Source organism: Nocardia sp. NPDC056564 (assembly GCF_042793755.1).
Classification (GTDB): domain Bacteria; phylum Actinomycetota; class Actinomycetes; order Mycobacteriales; family Mycobacteriaceae; genus Nocardia.
In genome coordinates, this window is sequence record NZ_JBHTUR010000002.1 from 665,559 (window position 1) to 685,181 (window position 19,623).

The 19,623-nt window shown below is 68.7% G+C and carries 20 protein-coding genes; 16 read left to right on the forward strand and 4 right to left on the reverse strand.

The window, feature by feature from the left end:
* Positions 1-7 precede the first annotated feature (7 nt).
* The 13 genes from ACFQ9K_RS07220 to ACFQ9K_RS07280 all read left to right on the forward strand — a co-directional run bounded on the left by ACFQ9K_RS07220 (position 8) and on the right by ACFQ9K_RS07280 (position 12,381).
* Positions 8-1,804 carry a nickel-dependent hydrogenase large subunit gene (locus tag ACFQ9K_RS07220; protein WP_378719133.1) on the forward strand — a complete coding sequence of 599 codons (1,797 nt, stop codon included), beginning with the start codon at positions 8-10 and terminating at the stop codon, positions 1,802-1,804.
* A 28-nt stretch (positions 1,805-1,832) separates the two neighbouring features.
* Entirely contained in the window at positions 1,833-2,771 is a 939-nt protein-coding gene (locus ACFQ9K_RS07225) for a NifU family protein (RefSeq protein ID WP_378719135.1), read from the forward strand.
* On the forward strand, positions 2,768-3,412 hold the full coding sequence (locus ACFQ9K_RS07230; protein ID WP_378719137.1) for a DUF5947 family protein: 645 nt from the start codon (positions 2,768-2,770) through the stop codon (positions 3,410-3,412). The genes ACFQ9K_RS07225 and ACFQ9K_RS07230 overlap by 4 nt, the downstream gene beginning before the upstream one ends.
* A complete protein-coding gene (locus tag ACFQ9K_RS07235; RefSeq protein ID WP_378719139.1) occupies positions 3,409-4,080 on the forward strand; it encodes a DUF6084 family protein in 672 nt (223 codons plus the stop codon). Before ACFQ9K_RS07230 ends, ACFQ9K_RS07235 begins: the two co-directional genes overlap by 4 nt.
* Positions 4,077-5,402 carry a hypothetical protein gene (locus tag ACFQ9K_RS07240; protein WP_378719141.1) on the forward strand — a complete coding sequence of 442 codons (1,326 nt, stop codon included), beginning with the start codon at positions 4,077-4,079 and terminating at the stop codon, positions 5,400-5,402. Before ACFQ9K_RS07235 ends, ACFQ9K_RS07240 begins: the two co-directional genes overlap by 4 nt.
* 13 nt (positions 5,403-5,415) lie before the next feature.
* Entirely contained in the window at positions 5,416-5,535 is a 120-nt protein-coding gene (locus tag ACFQ9K_RS07245) for a DUF6893 family small protein (protein ID WP_378719143.1), read from the forward strand.
* A 96-nt stretch (positions 5,536-5,631) separates the two neighbouring features.
* Entirely contained in the window at positions 5,632-6,201 is a 570-nt protein-coding gene (locus ACFQ9K_RS07250; protein ID WP_378719146.1) for a hydrogenase maturation protease, read from the forward strand.
* Between the two features lie 3 nt (positions 6,202-6,204).
* A complete protein-coding gene (locus ACFQ9K_RS07255) occupies positions 6,205-6,447 on the forward strand; it encodes a HypC/HybG/HupF family hydrogenase formation chaperone (RefSeq protein WP_378719148.1) in 243 nt (80 codons plus the stop codon).
* A complete protein-coding gene (locus ACFQ9K_RS07260) occupies positions 6,444-8,969 on the forward strand; it encodes a carbamoyltransferase HypF (RefSeq protein ID WP_378719151.1) in 2,526 nt (841 codons plus the stop codon). The genes ACFQ9K_RS07255 and ACFQ9K_RS07260 overlap by 4 nt, the downstream gene beginning before the upstream one ends.
* Before the next feature lie 16 nt (positions 8,970-8,985).
* Complete coding sequence (locus ACFQ9K_RS07265) at positions 8,986-9,312, forward strand: HypC/HybG/HupF family hydrogenase formation chaperone (protein WP_378719153.1); 327 nt, start codon at positions 8,986-8,988, stop codon at positions 9,310-9,312.
* Positions 9,309-10,421 (forward strand): hydrogenase formation protein HypD, encoded by a 1,113-nt coding sequence (gene hypD, locus ACFQ9K_RS07270; protein ID WP_378719155.1) that lies wholly within the window; start codon positions 9,309-9,311, stop codon positions 10,419-10,421. Before ACFQ9K_RS07265 ends, hypD begins: the two co-directional genes overlap by 4 nt.
* Entirely contained in the window at positions 10,414-11,493 is a 1,080-nt protein-coding gene (hypE, locus tag ACFQ9K_RS07275; protein ID WP_378719157.1) for a hydrogenase expression/formation protein HypE, read from the forward strand. The genes hypD and hypE overlap by 8 nt, the downstream gene beginning before the upstream one ends.
* A 147-nt stretch (positions 11,494-11,640) precedes the next feature.
* Complete coding sequence (locus ACFQ9K_RS07280) at positions 11,641-12,381, forward strand: DUF6390 family protein (protein WP_378719172.1); 741 nt, start codon at positions 11,641-11,643, stop codon at positions 12,379-12,381.
* 3 nt (positions 12,382-12,384) lie between these two features.
* Here the strand turns inward: ACFQ9K_RS07280 and ACFQ9K_RS07285 are convergent, their stop codons facing one another.
* The 4 genes from ACFQ9K_RS07285 to lexA form a co-directional block, all read right to left on the reverse strand.
* Positions 12,385-12,783, reverse strand: coding sequence for a YybH family protein (locus ACFQ9K_RS07285; protein ID WP_378719159.1), 399 nt, complete (start codon positions 12,781-12,783; stop codon positions 12,385-12,387).
* A 197-nt stretch (positions 12,784-12,980) separates the two neighbouring features.
* Positions 12,981-13,430: a pyridoxamine 5'-phosphate oxidase family protein gene (locus tag ACFQ9K_RS07290; protein WP_378982895.1), complete on the reverse strand. Its 450-nt coding sequence runs from the start codon at positions 13,428-13,430 to the stop codon at positions 12,981-12,983.
* Between the two features lie 198 nt (positions 13,431-13,628).
* The gene (locus tag ACFQ9K_RS07295) at positions 13,629-15,668 is read right to left on the reverse strand and encodes an ArnT family glycosyltransferase (protein ID WP_378727193.1); all 2,040 of its coding nucleotides are present in this window, start codon (positions 15,666-15,668) and stop codon (positions 13,629-13,631) included.
* 123 nt (positions 15,669-15,791) lie between these two features.
* On the reverse strand, positions 15,792-16,523 hold the full coding sequence (gene lexA, locus ACFQ9K_RS07300) for a transcriptional repressor LexA (protein WP_378726042.1): 732 nt from the start codon (positions 16,521-16,523) through the stop codon (positions 15,792-15,794).
* A gap of 317 nt (positions 16,524-16,840) precedes the next feature.
* Here lexA and ACFQ9K_RS07305 point away from each other — a divergent pair, with 317 nt between their 5' ends.
* The 3 genes from ACFQ9K_RS07305 (at position 16,841) to nrdR (ending at position 19,546) form a co-directional block, all read left to right on the forward strand.
* A complete protein-coding gene (locus ACFQ9K_RS07305; RefSeq protein WP_378726044.1) occupies positions 16,841-17,383 on the forward strand; it encodes a hypothetical protein in 543 nt (180 codons plus the stop codon).
* Between the two features lie 206 nt (positions 17,384-17,589).
* Positions 17,590-18,846: a hypothetical protein gene (locus tag ACFQ9K_RS07310; protein ID WP_378726046.1), complete on the forward strand. Its 1,257-nt coding sequence runs from the start codon at positions 17,590-17,592 to the stop codon at positions 18,844-18,846.
* 229 nt (positions 18,847-19,075) lie between these two features.
* On the forward strand, positions 19,076-19,546 hold the full coding sequence (nrdR, locus tag ACFQ9K_RS07315; protein WP_378726049.1) for a transcriptional regulator NrdR: 471 nt from the start codon (positions 19,076-19,078) through the stop codon (positions 19,544-19,546).
* The last annotated feature ends 77 nt before the right edge of the window (positions 19,547-19,623 follow it).

Below are 19,623 nucleotides of genomic sequence, written 5' to 3' on the forward strand. Positions count from 1 at the left end.
ATCTTCGATGACTGCCATCGTTCCCGAGCCGTCGCACAAGAAGATCGAACCCAACAGCCTCGTCGAGATGGCCTGGGATCCGATCACGCGCATCGTCGGCAGCCTGGGTATCTATACCAAGATCGACTTCGAGAACCGGGAAGTCGTCGAGTGCCACAGCACTTCGTCGATCTTCCGCGGCTACTCGATCTTCATGAAGGGCAAGGATCCGCGCGACGCGCACTTCATCACCAGTCGCATCTGCGGCATCTGCGGTGACAACCACGCGACGTGCTCCTGCTATTGCCAGAACATGGCGTACGGGGTGAAGCCGCCGGCCCTGGGCGAGTGGATCGTCAATCTCGGCGAGGCCGCCGAGTACATGTTCGACCACAACATCTTCCAGGAGAACCTGGTCGGCGTGGACTTCTGCGAGCGCATGGTCGCCGAGACCAATCCCGGCGTGCTGGCCATGGCCGAGCAGACCCTCTCGCCGCACTCCAACGACCACGGCTACCGGACCATCGCCGACATCATGCGGGCGCTCAACCCGTTCACCGGCGAGTTCTATCGAGAAGCGTTGCAGGTCAGCCGGTATACGCGCGAGATGTTCTGCCTGATGGAAGGCAGGCACGTGCATCCGTCCACGCTGTATCCCGGTGGCGTCGGCACGGTCGCGACGATCCAGCTGATGACCGACTACATGTCCCGGCTGATGCGCTATGTCGAGTTCATGAAGAAGGTCGTGCCGATGCACGACGACCTGTTCGACTTCTTCTACGAGGCGCTGCCCGGGTACGAACAGGTCGGCCTGCGCCGCACCCTGCTCGGCTGCTGGGGCTCGTTCCAGGACCCCGACGTGTGCAACTTCGCCTATAAGGACATGGCCGAGTGGGGCCGCAAGATGTTCGTCACCCCTGGTGTCGTCGTCGACGGCAGACTGGTCACCACGTCGCTGGTCGACATCAACCTCGGCATCCGAATCCTTTTGGGCAGTTCGTATTACGACGACTGGACCGATCAGGAGATGTTCGTCAAGGCCGATCCGCTGGGCAATCCGGTGGACCGCAGGCATCCCTGGAACCAGCACACGAACCCCAGGCCGCAGAAGCGCGACATGGACGACAAGTACAGCTGGGTCATGTCGCCGCGCTGGTACGACGGCACGGACCATCTCGCGCTCGACACCGGCGGCGGGCCGCTCGCCCGGCTGTGGCCGACCGCGCTGGCCGGGCTGGTCGACATCGGTTATGTGAAGTCGACCGGGCACAGCGTGCAGATCAACCTGCCGAAGACCGCGCTGAAGGGGCCGGTCAGCTTCGAATGGCACATCCCCGTGCACGGCAGCAACACGATCGAACGCAACCGGGCCCGCACCTACTTCCAGGCCTATGCCGCCGCGTGCGCACTGCACTTCGCGGAGAAGGCGCTCGCGGAGATCCGGGCCGGCCACACCAAGACCTGGGAGAAGTTCGAGGTGCCCGACGAGGGCATCGGCTGCGGCTTCACCGAGGCGGTGCGCGGCGTGCTGTCGCACCACATGGTGATCCGGGACGGCAAGATCGCGAACTACCACCCGTACCCGCCGACGCCGTGGAACGCCAATCCGCGCGACAGCTACGGCACGCCGGGCCCGTACGAGGACGCGGTGCAGGGCCAGCCGATCTTCGAGGAGAACGACCGCGAGCACTTCAAGGGCATCGACATCATGCGCACCGTGCGCAGCTTCGATCCCTGCCTGCCCTGCGGCGTGCACATGTACCTCGGCGACGGCAAGACGCTGGAGAAACTGCACTCACCGACGCAAACGCTGACCGCGGAGTGAGGCCCGGTCGAGCGGAGGGTCGGAAGAGATGACCGTGGACGATCGTCCGGGAGACCAACCAGACACCGCGCTCGATGACGAAACCCGTTGGCGGACAGCGGGTGAACGGATCGAGACCCTGCTGGACGCGAGTTCGGCCGGTGGTGCCATGGCGCGTGAGCGGGCGGAGAATCTGGTGCGCGAGGTCGCGGATCTGTACGGCGCGGGGTTGCGGCGCGTGCTGCGGCTGCTCGGCGACGACACCGGCGCGATCGAGCGGCTCGTGCGCGACGATCTGGTCGCCAGCCTGCTCCTCGTGCACGGACTGCACCCGCACGACGTGCACACCCGGATCCGGACGGCGCTCGATACCGTGCGGCCCTACCTCGGGTCGCACGGCGGCGACGTGGCCCTGCTCGGCGTCGAGGACGGGGTGGTCCGGCTCGAGCTGTCTGGCAGCTGCAAGACCTGCCCGTCGTCATCGGTGACCTTGGAATTGGCGGTCGAGGACGCGGTGCGCGCGGCCGCGCCCGAGATCGTGTCCATCGAAGTGGCGCAGCCGCCGGCCGCATCGGGCGTGATCTCGGCCGACTCGTTGTTCTCCCGGGTGCACGCCGGTGCTCAGCAGTCCGACCGCCCCGCCGGAAACTGGGTTCCCGTACCGGAACTCGGGGAACTTCGACCCGGCGAGGTGGGCGGGTTCGCGATCGCCGGCCTGGTCGTGCTGGCCTGCCGGGTGGGCGACAACCTGTTCGTCTACCGGGATCACTGCCCGAGCTGCGACCACTCCATGGCGGGTGCCGCGCTGCATCGGCGGGTCGGCTATCCGGTCGGCGACGCGGTGCTGCGCTGTCCGCACTGTCTCGCGCATTTCGATGCCGTGCGGGCCGGTGCGCGGGTGGACGGCGACGGACATCTCGAGCCGCTGCCCGTGCTGGTGCGGGCCGGGGAGCTGTCGGTGGCCGTGCCGCTGGGGGTGCGCGGATGAGCTCACCGTTTCGTGTCCTGCAGCGCATCACCGCCGCTCGCCCACCGGCGACCCCGGCCGGGGAGCGGTGCGAGATGTGCGCCGAGCCGATCACCGACGAGCACCAGCACGTGGTGAATGTCGAAGGCCGGCAACTGATGTGCACCTGTCGCGGGTGCTATCTGCTCTTCACCGATCAGGGCGCCCGGCTGCGCTATCGCGCGGTGCCGGACCGCTACCTGCGGTTCCCCGGCTTCGACATCAGCCAGGGGGAGTGGGACGCGCTGGAGATCCCGGTGGGACTCGCGTTCTTCTTCCACAACTCCGCGCTGGACCGGACCGTCGCGTTCTATCCGGGACCGGCCGGTGCGACCGAATCCGAACTGCCGCTGGCCGAATGGCAGGCGGTGCTGGACCGGCATCCCGAATTGTCCGTGCTGGCAGCGGATGTCGAGGCGCTGCTCATCCGGGTGCCCGAACGCGGCACCGGTGACGCGACGTGTCTGCTGCTGCCGATCGACGCCTGTTACGAGTTCGTCGGCCGCATGCGCACGCTGTGGCAGGGCTTCGACGGTGGCCGGGACGTGCGCGACTACCTCGATCGGTTCTTCGCCGCGGTGTCGGCGCGGGCGCGGCCCGCGCCTCCGGGCGGTGCGCGATGAGCCCGGTCAACTCGATGACCTTCGCGGTGCTCGACGTCAAGCCGGAACCCTTTGCCGTGAGCCCGAATCTGACCGCGCGCATCGGCATCGCCTCGCTCGCCGAGGAACCCGTGCACGCCATCGCGTTGCGCGCGCAGGTGCGCATCGAACCGCATCGCCGCCGCTACACCGAGGAGGAGGGCGCGGGCCTGGCCGACCTGTTCGGTCCGCGGGAGCGCTGGCGGGACACCCAGCGGACCTTTCTCTGGATGCACTGCGCCACCATGATTCGCGGGTTCCACGGCGGGTCCGAGGTGGATCTGCCGATGCCGGTCACCTACGACTTCGAGGTGACCGGGTCCAAGTATCTGCACGCGCTGCGAGAAGGCAGCGTGCCGTTGCTCTTTCTGTTCAGCGGAACGGTATTTCTGCGCAGGACAACGGGTTTCGGCATTCAGCAGATTCCGTGGGATCGCGAGGACAAGTTCGACATGCCGGTCTCGGTGTGGCACGACGTGATGGCCGCGCACTATCCGAACACCGGCTGGGTGCGCTTGCGCAGGGAGACCCTGGATGCGCTGGCCGCGTACAAGTCCGGACACGGCATGCTCGGTTTCGACGACGCGGTGTCCCAGCTGCTGGCGCGATGTACCGAGCAGACGTCCAACGGTGGCGAGGCACAGCCATGACCGACGAGACCAGAGCCAGGGCCCGCGCCGTCGCCGACGCGGTGCTGTACGAGGGCTACCTGCTCTATCCCTATCGGGCGAGTTCGCGAAAGAACCAGTCGCGCTGGCAGTTCGGCGTGCTCGGCCCGCAGGGCGCCGCCGCGGCCGGGTGCGGCGAGGAATCGAGTATCTCGGCACAGTGCCTGATCGACGCGCTCCCCGACACGGCGATCACCCTGGCGGTCCGGTTCCTGCAATTGCAGCGGCGCGCGGTCGAGGACCGAGACGGGGTGCGGACCCCGGAGCTGACCGTCGATGCCCAGTCCTGGATCGCCTGGGACGAGGCCGCCGAACGCGAAGTCGTGGTCGGCCCGCTGCCGCTCGTCGCGGGGACGTGGCCGGTGCGGGTGAGTGGCGGCACCGACATCGAAGACATCACGAACTCGAAGGGCAGGCTGGCCGGCCGATTGGTGCGTACCCGCCTCGCCCTCGACGCGGAACTCGAACTCTCCGTCGACCGGGACGCCGGCTATACGCGGCTCTCGGTGCTGCTCCGCAATATCGGCCCGCCCGCGACGGACCAGCGCGATGCCATCGCCCGCTCGCTGATCGGCGCCCACATCATCGCCGAAGTCACCGGCGGGCAGTTCATTTCGTTGCTCGAACCGCCGGACGACGCGGCCGCGGCCGCCGCCCGCTGTGGGCGCGACCGTTGCTTTCCGGTGCTCGCCGGACCGCCGGGCGACCACAGCCTGCTGCTGATCTCGCCGATCATCCTCTACGACCACCCGGAGATCGCCGAGCAGAGCGAGGGTCCGCTGTTCGACTCCACCGAGATCGACGAGATCCTCACGCTGCGGGTGATGACCATGACCGACGAGGAGAAGGCGCAGGCCCGTGCCACCGATGCGCGGGCGGCCCAGATCATCGACCGCTGCGACGCCATGACACCGGAGTCGATGCAGCAGCTGCACGGCGTGCTGCGCGATCCGTATCTCGGTCAGGCCCGGCTGATTCCGGAGATTCCCGAGGGCGTCGACTGGTGGGATCCGCTGGCCGACAACGCCGTTCGACCGGAGTCCGATGCGGTGTCGATCGCCGGGGTGCGGGTGCGCAAGGGCAGCCTGGTGCGGTTGCATCCCTCTCGGCGGGCCGATGCGCAGGACCTGTTCTTCGACGGCAAGCTCGCCCGCGTCACCTCGGTGCACGAGGACGTGGACGGCCACGCGCACGTCGGGGTCGTCATCGAGGACGACCCGGCGGCGGATCTGCACGAATGGTACGGGCGCTACCTGTATTTCGCGCCGGATGAAATCGAACCACTCGCCAGCCCAGAAAAGTAGAAGGAGGCCCGATATGGAGATCGTCGGAATCATCGCGACCGCAGTCGTCGCGGTGGTCGTCGTCGGCGCCGCGTACATCGGCATTCGCTCGATACCGGATTTGCGGCGGTACCTGAAGATTCGGCATATGTAGTGCCGAGGACAACGTCATGACCGACGCCGATTTCACCGTACGGGGGTCGCGCGACCGCTCCGGACGAGATCGCCACCGGCGAAGTCGGCGGCGCGGATGTCGGCGGGGCGACCGCGCCGACCGAGGATCAGGGGTGATCTGACGACGACGGTGCTGGTCGCGGGGATCGGCAATATTTTCCTCGGCGACGACGGATTCGGGCCGGAGGTGGTGCGGCGGTTGCCCCACCACCCCGATCCCGCCGTGCGTGTGGTCGATTACGGGATTCGCGGGATGCATCTGGCGTATGACCTGCTCGACGGGTGGGACGCGCTGGTGCTGATCGACGCGGTGCCGAATCGCGGTGCGCCGGGCAGTGTCCGGGTATTCCAGGCCGAGCCGGAGGGCGCCGGCGCCGCGAATCTCGATGCGCACGCGATGAATCCGGAAGCGGTGTTCGCCGGTGTTCGGGCTCTGGGCGGCACGCTGCCGCCGACGTACGTGGTCGGTTGCCAGGTCGAGAACGTCGAAGCGGGCATGGGCCTGTCCGCACCCGTTGCCGCCGCGGTGGATACGGCGATCTCGGCGGTCGTCGAGGTCCTCGCGGGTTTGTCGCCGGACTCGACCACCGAATCCGCGGTGTCGTCGCGCACTGACCGGCCATCGGCCGGTCGAGAGGAGAAATGAGCCATGTGCCTCGGCATTCCCGGCCAGGTCGTCGAGATCCTCGACGGATACCACGATCAGATCGCGCTGGTCGATGTCCAGGGTGAGCAGCGGAAGGTGAATATCGGGCTGTTGGACGGCGATCCGGTGCGGCCCGCCGACTGGGTGATCATCCATATGGGCTTCGTGGTGGAGAAGACCGACGAGGCGGGCGCGGCGGCGGCGCTGTCCGGGTTGCGCCTGCTCGGGAGCGGTGACGAACCATGACCGCGCACCGGTCGCGGCGCAAGGTGGTGGTGCGCGGCGTGGTGCAGGGGGTCGGCTTCCGGCCCTTCGTCTACACCACCGCCGCGGAACTGGCGTTGTCCGGGCGGGTTTCGAACGACAGCTCCGGCGTGCTGGTCGAAATCGAGGGCGCACCAGCTGATCTGGACGAGTTCGTGCGCCGGGTGCGGGTGCACCCGCCGCCGCTGGCCGTGGTCGAATCGGTCGAGCAGGAGACCATTCCGCTGCGCGGCGGCACCGGCTTCCACATCGCCGACACCACCCGCGACGGTGTGGGCCGCACCCTGGCCTCGCCGGACGTCGCCCTCTGCGCGGAGTGCGCCCGCGAACTCGCCGATCCGGCCGACCGCCGCTACCGCCACCCGTTCATCAACTGCACCAACTGCGGCCCCCGCTTCACCATCATCGCGAGCCTGCCCTACGACCGCCCGCACACCTCGATGGCCGACTTCCCGATGTGCGCCCGCTGCGCCGCCGAATACGCCGACCCCGCCAACCGCCGCTTCCACGCCCAGCCCATCGCCTGCCCCGACTGTGGCCCCACGCTTGCCTACACCGCCCCCGGCGACCCGCTGACCGCCGCTCGACACCTGTTGCGCGACGGCGGCATCCTCGCCGTCAAAGGCATCGGCGGCTACCACCTCGCCTGCGACGCCACCAACGAATCCGCGGTCGCCGAACTACGCAGGCGAAAGTGCCGCGGCGACAAGCCATTCGCCATCATGGTGCCGGACTTGGACACCGCCCGCGCGATTGTCGAGGTCGACGCCGCGGCTGCCGCCCTGCTCACGAGCCCGGCGCGGCCGATCGTGCTGCTGGCTCGCTGTGGGGGCTTGAGCTCCGCTCCGGCGGTAGATGATTCGCGGGCGGCAGGTGCCCGGCGGGCGGTAGACGCCCGCTCCACGGCAGGCCGGGTGCCGACGGAACTCGGTGCGACGGCGCCCCCGCCGGTGCGGCCAGGTGCCGAATCCATCGAGCAGTCGGCACGGCTGGAATCGGCTGTGTCCGTCGGCGTGGCCGAGGCCGACCGGCCTGTGCCCGGTCGGCCCGATATCCGGATCGGCAGCGCCGGCCGCCCGGACGCGGTCAACGAGGTGGCTCCGGCGGCGTCTGTGGCGCCGGGCAACCCTGATCTGGGGGTGATGATTGCTTACGCGCCGTTGCACCTGCTGCTGTTCGGGCTGCCCGGGGATCCGCCGGGGCCGCGGGTGCTGGTCATGACTTCGGGAAACCTTGGTGGGGAACCGATTTGCTATGACGACGAGGATGCGCGGGCCCGGCTTACCGGTCTTGCGGACGGCTGGCTGTCGCACAATCGGCGCATTCTCGTCCCGTGCGACGACTCGGTGGTCCGGCTGGTGGACGGGATCGAGCTGCCCGTGCGCCGCTCGCGGGGCTATGCGCCGTTGCCGCTGGCGCTGCCGATTCCGATGCCGCCGACGCTGGCGGTGGGTGCCGATTTGAAGAACACGTGCGCGGTGGCGGATGGGCGGTATGCGTGGCTGAGCCAGCACATCGGGGACATGGACGACCTCGCCACGCTGCGTGCGTTCGATGACGCTGAACATCACCTCGAACAGCTGACCGGCGTCGAGCCGATCCAGATCGTCGCCGACGCGCACCCCGGCTACCGGTCCACCGCGTGGGCGCGGCGGCATGCGGGGGACCGCCCGGTGCGGCTGGTGCAGCACCATCACGCGCATATCGCATCCGTCATGGGGGAGCACGGATTGGGCGCGGCGGCAACGGTTCTCGGGATCGCGTTCGACGGCACCGGGTTCGGGCCGGATGGCGCGGTGTGGGGCGGTGAGGTGCTCGCGGCCGGCTACAAGGGATTCCGGCGACTGGCCCACCTGAAGTACGCGCCGCTGGCGGGTGGCGACGTGAGCGTGCACCGCCCGTACCGGATGGCGCTGGCTCACCTGTGGGCGGCGGGCATCGAATGGTCGGCGTCGATTCCGTCGGTGCGAGCCTGCCCGGCCGGCGAACGTGGCGTGCTGAGACATCAATTCGAGACCGGCCTCGGGTGCGTGCCGACCTCCAGCATGGGCCGATTGTTCGACGCGGTGTCGTCACTGGCCGGGGTCCGGCACGTGGTGGATTACGAGGCGCAGGCGGCGATCGAACTCGAAGGGTTGGCGCGGGGGGTGTCGGACGATGCCGGGTATCGATTCGAGATATCCACCGACGAGCCCGCGCTGCTCGACCCGGCTCCGGTCCTGGCCGCGGTGGTAGCGGATGCGGCACAGGGCATTCCGGCCGCCGTGATCGGCGCCCGCTTCCACGACGCGGTGGCGCACCTGATTCTCGAACTGGCGGTGGCCTATTCGACCCCGTCGACCCCGGTCGCCCTCTCCGGCGGCGTCTTCCAGAATGCCCTGCTGCTCGCCCGCACCCGCGGACTGTTGCAGGACAACGGCTTTGCGGTCATCTCCCAGCGCAGGCTGCCGCCCAACGACGGCGGCCTGGCGTTCGGGCAACTACTCGCGGTCGGCGCGGGATGAGGAAAGGAGTGCGACTATGTGCCTGGCCGTACCAGGAAAAGTGCTCGACCTGCAGGAACGCGACGGCACCCTGATGTCGGTGGTCGACTTCGGCGGCGTGCACAAAGACGTGTGCCTGGAATACATCCCGGACGCCGCGGTCGGCGATTACGTGGTGGTCCACGTCGGCTTCGCCATCCAGCGCCTGGACGAGGAATCGGCGCTGGCGACGCTGGCCGAGTTCGAACGTCTCGGCGTGCTCAACGAGGAATTCGGCGACGGCTTCGCGCTCGCGGCGAAACAGGCGGGCCTCGCCGATCCGACCGCCGCACCAGCCCAACCAGAGACAGAGGTGACGTCATGAAGTATCTCGACGAGTTCAGCAATCCGGATCTGGCCGCGAAGCTGCTCGACAAGATTCGCGCGGTGACCACGCGGCGCTGGGCGATCATGGAAGTCTGTGGCGGGCAGACGCATTCGATCATCCGGCACGGCATCGACCAGCTGCTGCCGAACGAGATCGAGATGATCCACGGCCCCGGCTGCCCGGTGTGCGTCACCCCGCTGGAGGTGATCGACAAGGCGCTGGCGATCGCCGCCCGCCCCGGCGTGATCTTCTGCTCGTTCGGCGACATGCTGCGCGTGCCGGGCAGTTCGAAGGACCTGTTCCACGTGAAGAGCGAGGGCGGCGACGTGCGCGTGGTCTACTCGCCGCTGGACGCGCTGAACATCGCCAGGGACAACCCCGACCGTCAGGTGGTGTTCTTCGGCATCGGCTTCGAGACCACCGCGCCGGCCAACGCGATGACCGTGTACCAAGCCAAACGCCTTGGCATCGAGAACTTCTCGCTGCTCGTCTCACACGTGCTGGTGCCGCCGGCGATCGCCGCGATCATGGAGTCGCCGAGCTGCCGGGTGCAGGCGTTCCTCGCGGCCGGGCATGTGTGCAGCGTGATGGGCACCGAGGAGTACCCGCCGCTGGCCGCGAAATACAAAGTGCCGATGGTGGTTACCGGTTTCGAGCCGCTCGACATCCTGGAGGGCATCCGCCGCACGGTGATCCAGCTCGAGGCAGGCAGATACGAGCTGGAGAACGCCTATCCGCGCGCGGTGCGGACGGCGGGCAACCCGGCCGCGCGGGCCATGCTGCGCGACGTGTTCGACGTGACCGACCGGGCCTGGCGCGGCATCGGCATGATTCCGCGCAGCGGATGGAAGTTGTCCGAGCGTTATCAGGACTATGACGCCGAGCTGCGGTACGCCGTCAGCGACATGCACACCGACGAGTCGTCGATCTGCCGCTCCGGCGAGGTGCTGCAGGGCCTGATCAAACCGCACGAGTGCGCCGCGTTCGGCAAGCAGTGCACGCCGCGAAACCCGCTGGGCGCCACCATGGTCTCGTCCGAGGGCGCGTGCGCGGCCTACTACCTGTACCGGCGTCTGGATCTGCCCGCGGAGGTGGCTCATGCCTGACGAAACGGTCGTCGCGGGGGCGACCATAGACATGGAGAGCTGGGTCTGCCCGATGCCGCTGCGGGATTCGCCCAACATCGTGATGGGGCACGGCGGTGGCGGCGCGATGTCGGGCGAGCTGATCGAACACCTCTTCCTGCCCGCCTTCGGTGCGGCCGCGGACGCGGGGCTCGGCGACTCCGCGGTGGTCACCCTCGGCGGTGTGCGGCTCGCGTTCTCCACCGACTCGTTCGTGGTGAAGCCGCTGATCTTCCCCGGCGGCTCGATCGGTGACCTCGCGGTCAACGGCACGGTCAACGACCTCGCGATGTCCGGCGCGCGCCCGATGGTGCTGTCCACCGCGTTCATCCTGGAGGAGGGCACCGCGCTCGCCGAGATCGCCCAGGTCGCCAAGGCAGTCGGCACGGCGGCGCTCGCGGCCGGGGTCACCCTGGTCACCGGCGACACCAAGGTGGTCGACTCCGGGCACGGTGACGGCATTTTCATCAATACGGCCGGCATCGGGCTCGTGGACGACGGCGTCGACATCCGGCCGCAGCGGGCGCGGCCCGGTGACGTGGTGATCGTCAGCGGCGACATCGGGGTGCACGGCATCGCGGTGATGAGCTGTCGCGAAGGGCTCGAATTCGGCACCACCGTGTGCAGCGACACCGCGCCGCTCAACGGCCTGGTCGCCGCGATGCTCGCCACGGGCGCGGACCTGCACGTCCTGCGTGACCCGACCCGGGGTGGCGTGTCGGCCACGCTCAACGAGATCGCGCGCGCCGCGAAGGTCGGTGTGTCACTGGATGAACGGAGGCTGCCGGTGCCCGCCGCCGTACGCGACGCGTGCGGTTTGCTCGGGCTCGACCCGATGTACGTCGCCAACGAGGGCAAGCTGGTCGCCTTCGTCGCACCGGAGGACGCGGACATGGTGCTGGCCGCGATGCGCGAGCATCCGCTCGGCTCCCGCGCCGCGGCCATCGGCGTCTGCGTCGAGGAACACCCCGGCATGGTGGTCGCGCGGACCGCACTGGGCGGCACCCGCGTGGTCGATCTCCCGGCGGGGGAGCAGTTGCCCCGAATCTGTTGAGCCAGGGTCGTTTACCCGCGCGTGGCAGCGACAGCCGGGGCGAGTGTTGTCTCGGCGGCGCTCGCGCTGACGACCACCCCGCAGGGGAGGTGCCTCCGGACCTGTTGAGACAGCAGGGAATCGAACGGATCGTGAGAGGAGTCCGCTATCGAGCGGGTTGAGCGTGGCACGGAGATCTTCGCCAGGTACGCCTACGCGCCGAATCGACTCGGGTTCTGCGGACCGGCGGAGGCCGTCGCGCTACGCGCCGGGACCGAGGCCGATGTGCGTGCGGTGGCCAAGCAGTTTTCCGGTGCGTGGCCCTACCTACAGGTGATGTCCAGACTGACCGGCATCGCCGACCCACTCGACCACCGCCTGGTCGAATCGTATTGGCTGGGCGGCGGTATCGGCGCGGACCTCGACCCCGAAGCCTTCACCGCCGAGCTGCTCGCCCTCATCGGGCCGTTGGCCGGTCACTACTGGACCCATCTGACCGCTGACCTCGCCGGCGAAGCGGCCGCCAACCACTGCTTCCACGTATTCGGCGTATACCCCTGGACCCGCCTGCTCGGCAAGGGGAAGAGCGACCACCCGGTCCGGGTGCTCGACGGCTGCCGCATCTCCTGGGGCACCGTACTCGACTGCGCGGAAACCGGCATCACGCTCAGTCGCCGCGAATTGGTCTGGGACGGAAGCGCATTGAGCCTGTCGGAACCCAGACCCCGGCACGCCGGAATCTGGACCGACGGCTACTCGGCCGTCCCCGACGTGACCCGCGGCGACCGAGTCGCCGTGCACTGGGGTCGCCTGTGCGGCCGCCTTGACCCCGGCCGGCTCCGCAACCTCGAGGCGAGCACCGCCCGCCAGCTTCAGGTGACCAACGCGCGGTTAGCCGGACGGCACTGATCGTCAGGTCGCGGTACCCGAGGGATTGTCGATGACGAAGCGCCACTGCCCGTCGGCGCCGCGCCGGACGACATCGGTCGCGGTGCCGCCCATATCGATCTCGCGTCCGTCGGGGCCAGCGCCGGTCAACGACCATTCGATCACGAGCAGCGCGATATCGTTCGCGATATACGCCTGGCGCAGTGCGGCTTTCATGGGTACGCCCAAGCCCATGAAGTCGGCCAGGGCGGCGGATCGGGCGTCGCCGGCGACCGGATGCCCGGGCTGGGGGACCACGACAGCGTCGGGATCGTAGAGCCCGTCGAGTGCGGCGATGTCCCGCGCATTGAACAACTCGACCCAGCGTGCGACGTGCTCGGTCAGGTCGGCGTGCGTAGGCCCCGCATCGTGATCAGTCGTCATGTTCACCCAGCGTATCCACGCCCCGAGATCCACACCACAGCCATTCCATTGGCGTCAGTCACGCACCCACCAACGGGACACGGTGGAGCCTCCACTCACACCTTTCCGCGACCACGTCCCGTTGACCGTGAACACTGTCGCCGGGCGGGACATTATGGTGGCTTTCTGGCATGGCGCCGCCACCGGGTCCCGTTTGGTCAGTGACGTTTGGTGGTGTGGACGCCTCGGCCGGGGTGCCATACCTCGACGACCAGTAGTTGTTGTTCCTGGTCCACGGTGGTGAGGACGGCGGCGGTGAGGTCGAGCCGGAAGGCGTGGTCTTCGCCGGTGGGGTCGGCGCCGGCCGCCGCGCGCTCGGCCGGGTCGGTCAGTTCCACGGCGACGCCGGATACCTTGGCGTCGCCGTCGGCCGGATGCGCGTGAATCGCACAGCGGCCGTCCCGCTGGAGGTCTCGTACCTTCCGTGCGTTGGGCATGGATCCGAAGACCAGGTCGGCGCCGTGGAACGCGACCTCCGAACCGCTGACCCGCGGTGATCCGTCGCGCCGGATCGTTGCCAGCACATGACTCTCGTGTAGCTCGAACCGCCGCTTCACCGCCGCCGCCAGCTTCGGAGCCTCGTCCTCGAAATCGCGCCAACTTGCCACGGATCCACTATCGCACCGCCCACCGACAGAATTCCGGTCGCTGATCAACGGGCGGTGCGGCGGCGGCGTGCGAGTGCGCGCCGGCACGTCCAGGGACACCGCCACGGGTGACACCGTGGGCATCAGCGTGCGGAGATCCGTGCTTACTCCGGCGAACCGCGCCCGCAATGGCTCAGGCAGTACTGATTGTAAGTGTGGTCACGGGTGGGTGGGGGTGGTGAGGTCGTACACCGCGACGTTGCCGATGTGGACCGGGGTGTAGTGGGCGGCGACCCAGTCGGCGATCTCCTTGTTGCCGGAGGGGCGCCACAGGCCGGGCTCGGTCGGTGGCCGGCCCGGTGCGGCGGTCTGTTGTCCGGGGTCGGGGATGATGCCCGGTTGGTCGGGGACTTTCCAGGAGTCCGGGAGTTGCACTTCCTGGGCGAGATAGTAGGTCACCTGGTGGGTGGCGACCAGGTGTTCGAAGTCGGGGAGGGTGGGGACCGGGTCGTCGGAGGTGAAGCCGCCGATGGCGATGACGGCGGTGCGGCTGTCGAGTTCCAGACCCGCGGCGGTGGCGGAGCGGTCGACGGCGGCGGACCAGGTGGTTGTCGTGTTGCGGAGCAGTTCGACGACTCTGGGTTCGGTCGAGCCGTCGAGGAACGCGGTGACGGCGCGGCGCATTTGGTTTGCGGGGCCGGGCTTTTCGGGTTTCGCCGGGCCTACGGACGGACTGCCGCCGGTGTGTTCTCTGGGCAGCGTGGCGGCCGCGTAGGCGGTGGTTCCGCCGAGTCCGGCCAGCAGGCCCGCGATCACCAGCACCGAGGCGGCGCGGGCGCGCACGCGCGGGGACCCGGTGGGGAACGCGGTGGCCAGCAGCCCGAGAGCGGCGAGCGCCGACACCGCGAGCAAGGTCCAGCGCAACCACGGCAGCCAGTCGGCGTTTCGGGTCAGCAGTACGAAGGCCCAGACGCCGGTAGCGAGAATCATTGCGGCGGAGCCGATTCGGCCGAACGTCTCGGCACGCCGGCGCCATACCTCGTGCACGCCGAGGGCGAACGTGGCCGCCACCGCCGGTCCGATGGCCAGCGTGTAGTAGGCGTGCATGCCGCCCTTCATCGTGGTGAACGCGATCCCGTCGATGATCAGCCACAGACCGAAAACCAATGCCGCGCCGCGTATTCGATCAGTACGCGGTGCGCGCCACCGCGATATCAGCACCACCGCGAACGCCAGCAACGCCGCGGGCAGCAGCCAGGAGATCTCGAAGCCGATCTCGCCGGTGAACAGCTTCCACGGCCCCGATCCACCGAACCCACCGAATCCGCCGCCCCCGAGGTCGTGCGGCATCTCATAGCCGGGCGGCAATGCGAACCGGTTGCCGCCGCCTCGGTGATTCTGCCCGAGGAATCGCGCGAAACCGTTGTAGCCCAGCACGAGATCCATAAAAGTGTTGTTCGTCGAACCGGCCAGATATGGTCGCGAGGACGCGGGCCACAGCATGGTGAGCAGTACATACCAACCCGACGAGACGACCAACGCGACGGCGGCACCGGCCAAGTGCCACAAGCGATTCCGCAGGGATGTCGGCGCGACGATGAGATAGGCGATGCCCAACGCGGGCAGCACCATCAACCCCTCGAGCATCTTGGCCAGGAACGCGAAGCCGAGCGCCACCCCGGCCGCCATCAACCAGCGCGGACTCGCGTGCGTCAGCGCTCGAATCGTGCAGTATGCCCCGGCGGTCATGAGCAGCACCATCACCGCGTCGGGATTGTTGAACCGGAACATCAACGCCACCACCGGGGTAACCGCCAGCACCGCCCCGGCGAGCAGCCCGGCGCCGCGACTGCCGGTCGCGCGCGTGAGCGCGGCATAGGTCAACGCGACGGCGGCGACCGCCATCAACGCCTGCGGGATCAGCATGCTCGCGCTGCTGAAGCCGAACAGCTGACCGGACAGCCCCATGACCCACTGGGAGACCGGCGGCTTGTCGACGGTGATGAAGTTGCCGGGATCGAGCGAGCCGAACAGCAGCGCCTTCCCGTCGCGCGAGCCCGCCCACGTGGCGGCGGCGTAGAAGTTGTTGCCCATGCCGTTGACGGTGATGTGCCATAGATAGGCGACGCCGGTGCCGATCAGGAGCGCGGCGAGTCCCGCCCGTTCCCAGCGGTGGGCCGGCGGCAGGCCGTCCGGCTCGGGCGGGTCCGCGGTGTCGGTCGCATCGGGCAGGGCCGGGTCGGCGCTGATCGTGGTCACCGCAGGAGCATGACCGGCGCAGCGGTGAAGGCGCTGGGCGCTCGCTGGCAATGTGCTGTGAACGCCGCGGACGCGCGAACGGCCGCACGGATCACCGTGCGGCCGTTCGCCTGTCGAGCTCGGCTAGACCTTGCGGATCACCGTGACGACCTTGCCGAGTACCTGCGCGTCATTGCCGGGAATCGGTTCGAACACCGGGTTGTGCGGCATCAGCCAGACGTCCTTGCCGGTGCGCTTGAACGTCTTCACCGTGGCCTCGCCGTCGATCATGGCGGCGACGATGTCCCCGTTGTCGGCGACGTTCTGCTGCCGCACCACCACCCAGTCGCCGTCGCAGATCGCCGCGTCGATCATCGACTGACCGACGACCTTCAGCAGGAACAGCGAGCCCTCGCCGACCAGCTCCCGCGGCAGCGGGAACACGTCCTCCACCGCCTGCTCGGCCAGGATCGGGCCACCGGCGGCGATCCGGCCGAGGACCGGCACGAAGGTCGGCGTCGGCCGGCCCGGATCGGCTGCGGCGCCGTCGGATTCGTCGACCGCGGCGGCGTGCAGGCTGGTGACCGCGCGGCCCACCTCGTCGAGGCCGCGAACGTCCACGGCGCGTGGACGATTCGGGTCGCGCCGCAGAAAGCCCTTGCGCTCCAGCGCGCGCAGCTGATGCGCTACCGAGGAGGTGGACGTCAGGCCGACGGCGTCGCCGATCTCCCGGATGCTCGGCGGGTACCCGCGCTCGCTCACCGAAGTGCGGATCACGTCCAGCACTTTGCGTTGACGCACGGTGAGATCCGCTTCGGTAACCGCCGTGTCGACGCCGCCTTCGCTCTCTATGTCCGTGTCGTCTGTGTGCCTCACCGCAACCGCCCTTCCTTGCTGTGTCCGGGCTGATCCGCCGCCCGGCATATCTCTGCATGGCCTGTCCTGAATTTCGTCTTTCGAATCTAGTCCGGTCGGGCCGATGTTTCAAACATCTGTTCGAGAGTGTCGGGCGTTTCCTACTGACATTGTCGGTGGCACGTGGTAGAAATCGAACATCAGTTCTTCGAACACCTGAGCGAACAATGCATCGAAAAGCGGCACTGAACAGCGGCACCGACCAGCCCGACCGGTCCGCCCGGCTCGAACACCCCAGCTCGAACACAGACGGAGCACCCACCACGGAGGTTTGTCCGATGAGCACTGCGATCAGCGACATCAACACGGAGATCGGCGCGACCGGGAAGGCGCTCGCGCCCCGGGTCGACGACGCCCGTGCGATCGATACTCGCGTGGTCGACCCGCGCGAGATCGGCGCGGCGGAGATAGATCTCGCCTTCGAAACCGTCCCGCGGGTGCATCGGGGCACCTTGCGCACGCGGACCCTGGATGCCACCCACCGATCCGTTGTCGACCGCCGTCCACGCCACGCGCGGCCCGGCGGCGGGGTGGTCGTATACGACCGTGGCACACGCACTTCGACCGTCCGCAAGCCCAGCGGTGTGCATCCGGGTGAGCTGGTCGAGCAGGCGCAGGTCGGTTTCGCCGTGCTGGCGGTGGCCGCGCTGCTGAGCGCGTTCGTGGTGGTCGCGCTCATCACGCTGGCGCATCTGCGGGCGGGGGACTGGGGTGGCGACACCTCGACGAGCACGGTGCCCGCGGTGGTGGACGGCCGGTCGGCGCCGGTGGACGCCGTGCCCGGAAGTGTGCTGCCGCAAGGTGATATCGCGCCGCGCTGATCGCCGGGTCCGCTCGTGAACTCCGTTTGCCCCATGAATCCTGCCGAGTAGCGGGCTTGGCGGCCGACTGTGCCGCCCCGGTCGCGAAGTGGCCGAATTTGTTGATCGCTGACTAGAACATGTTGCTAGTGTGCTGAAAACATGATCTGGCAAGGGCCTTTGCCAGACATGGCCTTGGCCCATCGACGAGTTCGGGACAGCTAGCAATGACGCACCTCGGCACCGCCGCACGCCCTATCCGATCGCTCGCCCGAATCGTCGGGCTCGCCCTGTGCCTGGTTTTCGGGTTCGCTTCGATCCCGGCCGCTCAGGCGGCGCCCGCCTACGCGGAGTATCTGGACCTGCCGTCCGTCAACGGTGACGGTGCGGGTGGCGGCGGCCTGAATCCGGCTCTCCCGCTGGACGAATCGACCCTGGCCGCGGCCCTCGGCGAGGCCCGCGCCGACGGGGTGCCACCCCGCCGCTACGCCACCCTGCTGCATCAGTACTGGCTGGTGGTCGCGACTCGCAACGCGGGCATCGACCTCGCGGCCTGGGATCCGGTGCGCGGCGTGCATGCCAACGAGCGCACGTTCAACCAGGTGTACGTCAACTACCTGCGACTCACCACCCAGCACCCGGAGTTCTACTGGGCCGGGCTGGCCGGCATCGCGGGCGGCTCGTTCGCCTCCGGATTCTTCGACATGAGCGACGTCGGCGTGGTGCTCGACGTGCCGGGCATCCATCAACTCGGCGACGCGGTGGCCGACCTGTTGCGCGGCACCCCGCCGGAACTGGTGCGCGAACTGCCCGCCGACATCCGCCTGCTGGCCGCCGAGGGCTCGCGGCTCACCGCCGAGGACCTCGCCTGGTACCAGACCCGGCTGATGATCATGCAGAAGCACATCTTCACCGACCTGGTCCCGATGCACGAGGCGTACGTCGCGCTGGGTATGCGCGGCATCGATGAGCTGTACGACGCGGGCGTGCTCGACGCCGACATCCACACCGCGTGGCAGTCGATCGCCGCGGGCACCCGCGCGGGCAATATCGACGCGCTGATCCGGATGACCGACCGCGAGCAGAACCGGGTGATCGCCGACCAGTGGGACGCGACCTCGTCCGGGCGCGCTCCGATCGGCCGCGTCCTCACCTATGTGAGCACCATCGCAGGCAAACCCGCCGTGCCCGGCGTCCGCGCCCCTGGCGTGTTCGCCCCGTCGACGGTCCGCGCCGACCTCGGCGGCCGCACTCTTGCCCTGCGCACCCCGCTGCCCGGCTTCAACTGGGCCGACCGCGACACCCGCTGGACCTACATCACCGGCGACCTGGTCCCGCGCCATATCGATATGGAGCTGAATCCCGCGCTCGCGCCCGCCGTGCTCGGCGAGTCGTTCTGGAACAAACTCGCCCGTGGCCGCCTGATCCCGCGCCTGCCCGAGCTCATCGCGGACCTGACCGCGCAGTGGCAGGTCGTCGAATAGCCCGGCCGCAGGCGGCGATTGCGGGGGTATCGCCGCCCGGTAAAGGGTGAGTGGGACAACCGGAGTACCCGGACGGGTATCCTCGAAGTGCTATGCAGGTATTCCGCATATCGCCTGAGGTTTACCTGGTGTCGGGGTCTAGGCCCCTGTACACGTGCTCGCCGGGACGGTCACCCCGATCGGTTGCCGGGCCGGCCGCGAGCGCGCGCATCGACGAAGGATCCCCCGGATGCATTGCCCGTACTGCCGACACCCCGACTCCCGGGTGGTGGACTCGCGCGAGGCCGACGAAGGTGCGGCCATCCGCCGCCGCCGCGCGTGCCCGCACTGTGGGCGGCGGTTCAGCACGGTGGAAACCGCGATCCTGTCCGTGGTCAAACGCAGCGGCGTCACCGAGCCGTTCAGCCGGGAAAAGGTCATCCGCGGCGTGCGCCGCGCCTGTCAGGGCCGCGAGGTCGACGACGACGCACTGAACCTGCTCGCGCAGAAGGTGGAAGACGCGGTGCGCGCCAAGGGTTCTCCCGAGGTGCCCAGCCACGAGGTCGGCCTGGCCATCCTCGGCCCACTGCGCGATCTCGACGAGGTCGCCTACCTCCGGTTCGCCTCCGTCTACCGGTCGTTCACCTCCGCGGCGGATTTCGAACGCGAGATCCAGGAGATGCGCAGCGCGCGCGAGGCGGCGGCGGTCCCGGTCGAATAGCCCACCGCCGCACCACTTCTGCGGTGTCGCACCTGGAATTGCAGGCAAATTCAGGTGCGGGACATCAGCAGTGGTGC

Excerpts from the sequence above, each read along its gene's own strand:
- ACFQ9K_RS07220 (WP_378719133.1), top strand. The coding sequence starts at position 8 with ATGACTGCCATCGTTCCCGAGCCGTCGCACAAGAAGATCGAACCCAAC.
- ACFQ9K_RS07225 (WP_378719135.1), top strand. The coding sequence starts at position 1,833 with ATGACCGTGGACGATCGTCCGGGAGACCAACCAGACACCGCGCTCGAT.
- ACFQ9K_RS07230 (WP_378719137.1), top strand. The coding sequence starts at position 2,768 with ATGAGCTCACCGTTTCGTGTCCTGCAGCGCATCACCGCCGCTCGCCCA.
- ACFQ9K_RS07235 (WP_378719139.1), top strand. The coding sequence starts at position 3,409 with ATGAGCCCGGTCAACTCGATGACCTTCGCGGTGCTCGACGTCAAGCCG.
- ACFQ9K_RS07240 (WP_378719141.1), top strand. The coding sequence starts at position 4,077 with ATGACCGACGAGACCAGAGCCAGGGCCCGCGCCGTCGCCGACGCGGTG.
- ACFQ9K_RS07245 (WP_378719143.1), top strand. The coding sequence starts at position 5,416 with ATGGAGATCGTCGGAATCATCGCGACCGCAGTCGTCGCGGTGGTCGTC.
- ACFQ9K_RS07250 (WP_378719146.1), top strand. The coding sequence starts at position 5,632 with ATGTCGGCGGGGCGACCGCGCCGACCGAGGATCAGGGGTGATCTGACG.
- ACFQ9K_RS07255 (WP_378719148.1), top strand. The coding sequence starts at position 6,205 with ATGTGCCTCGGCATTCCCGGCCAGGTCGTCGAGATCCTCGACGGATAC.
- ACFQ9K_RS07260 (WP_378719151.1), top strand. The coding sequence starts at position 6,444 with ATGACCGCGCACCGGTCGCGGCGCAAGGTGGTGGTGCGCGGCGTGGTG.
- ACFQ9K_RS07265 (WP_378719153.1), top strand. The coding sequence starts at position 8,986 with ATGTGCCTGGCCGTACCAGGAAAAGTGCTCGACCTGCAGGAACGCGAC.
- hypD (WP_378719155.1), top strand. The coding sequence starts at position 9,309 with ATGAAGTATCTCGACGAGTTCAGCAATCCGGATCTGGCCGCGAAGCTG.
- hypE (WP_378719157.1), top strand. The coding sequence starts at position 10,414 with ATGCCTGACGAAACGGTCGTCGCGGGGGCGACCATAGACATGGAGAGC.
- ACFQ9K_RS07285 (WP_378719159.1), bottom strand. The coding sequence starts at position 12,783 with ATGACGACTGATCACGATGCGGGGCCTACGCACGCCGACCTGACCGAG.
- ACFQ9K_RS07305 (WP_378726044.1), top strand. The coding sequence starts at position 16,841 with ATGAGCACTGCGATCAGCGACATCAACACGGAGATCGGCGCGACCGGG.
- ACFQ9K_RS07310 (WP_378726046.1), top strand. The coding sequence starts at position 17,590 with ATGACGCACCTCGGCACCGCCGCACGCCCTATCCGATCGCTCGCCCGA.
- nrdR (WP_378726049.1), top strand. The coding sequence starts at position 19,076 with ATGCATTGCCCGTACTGCCGACACCCCGACTCCCGGGTGGTGGACTCG.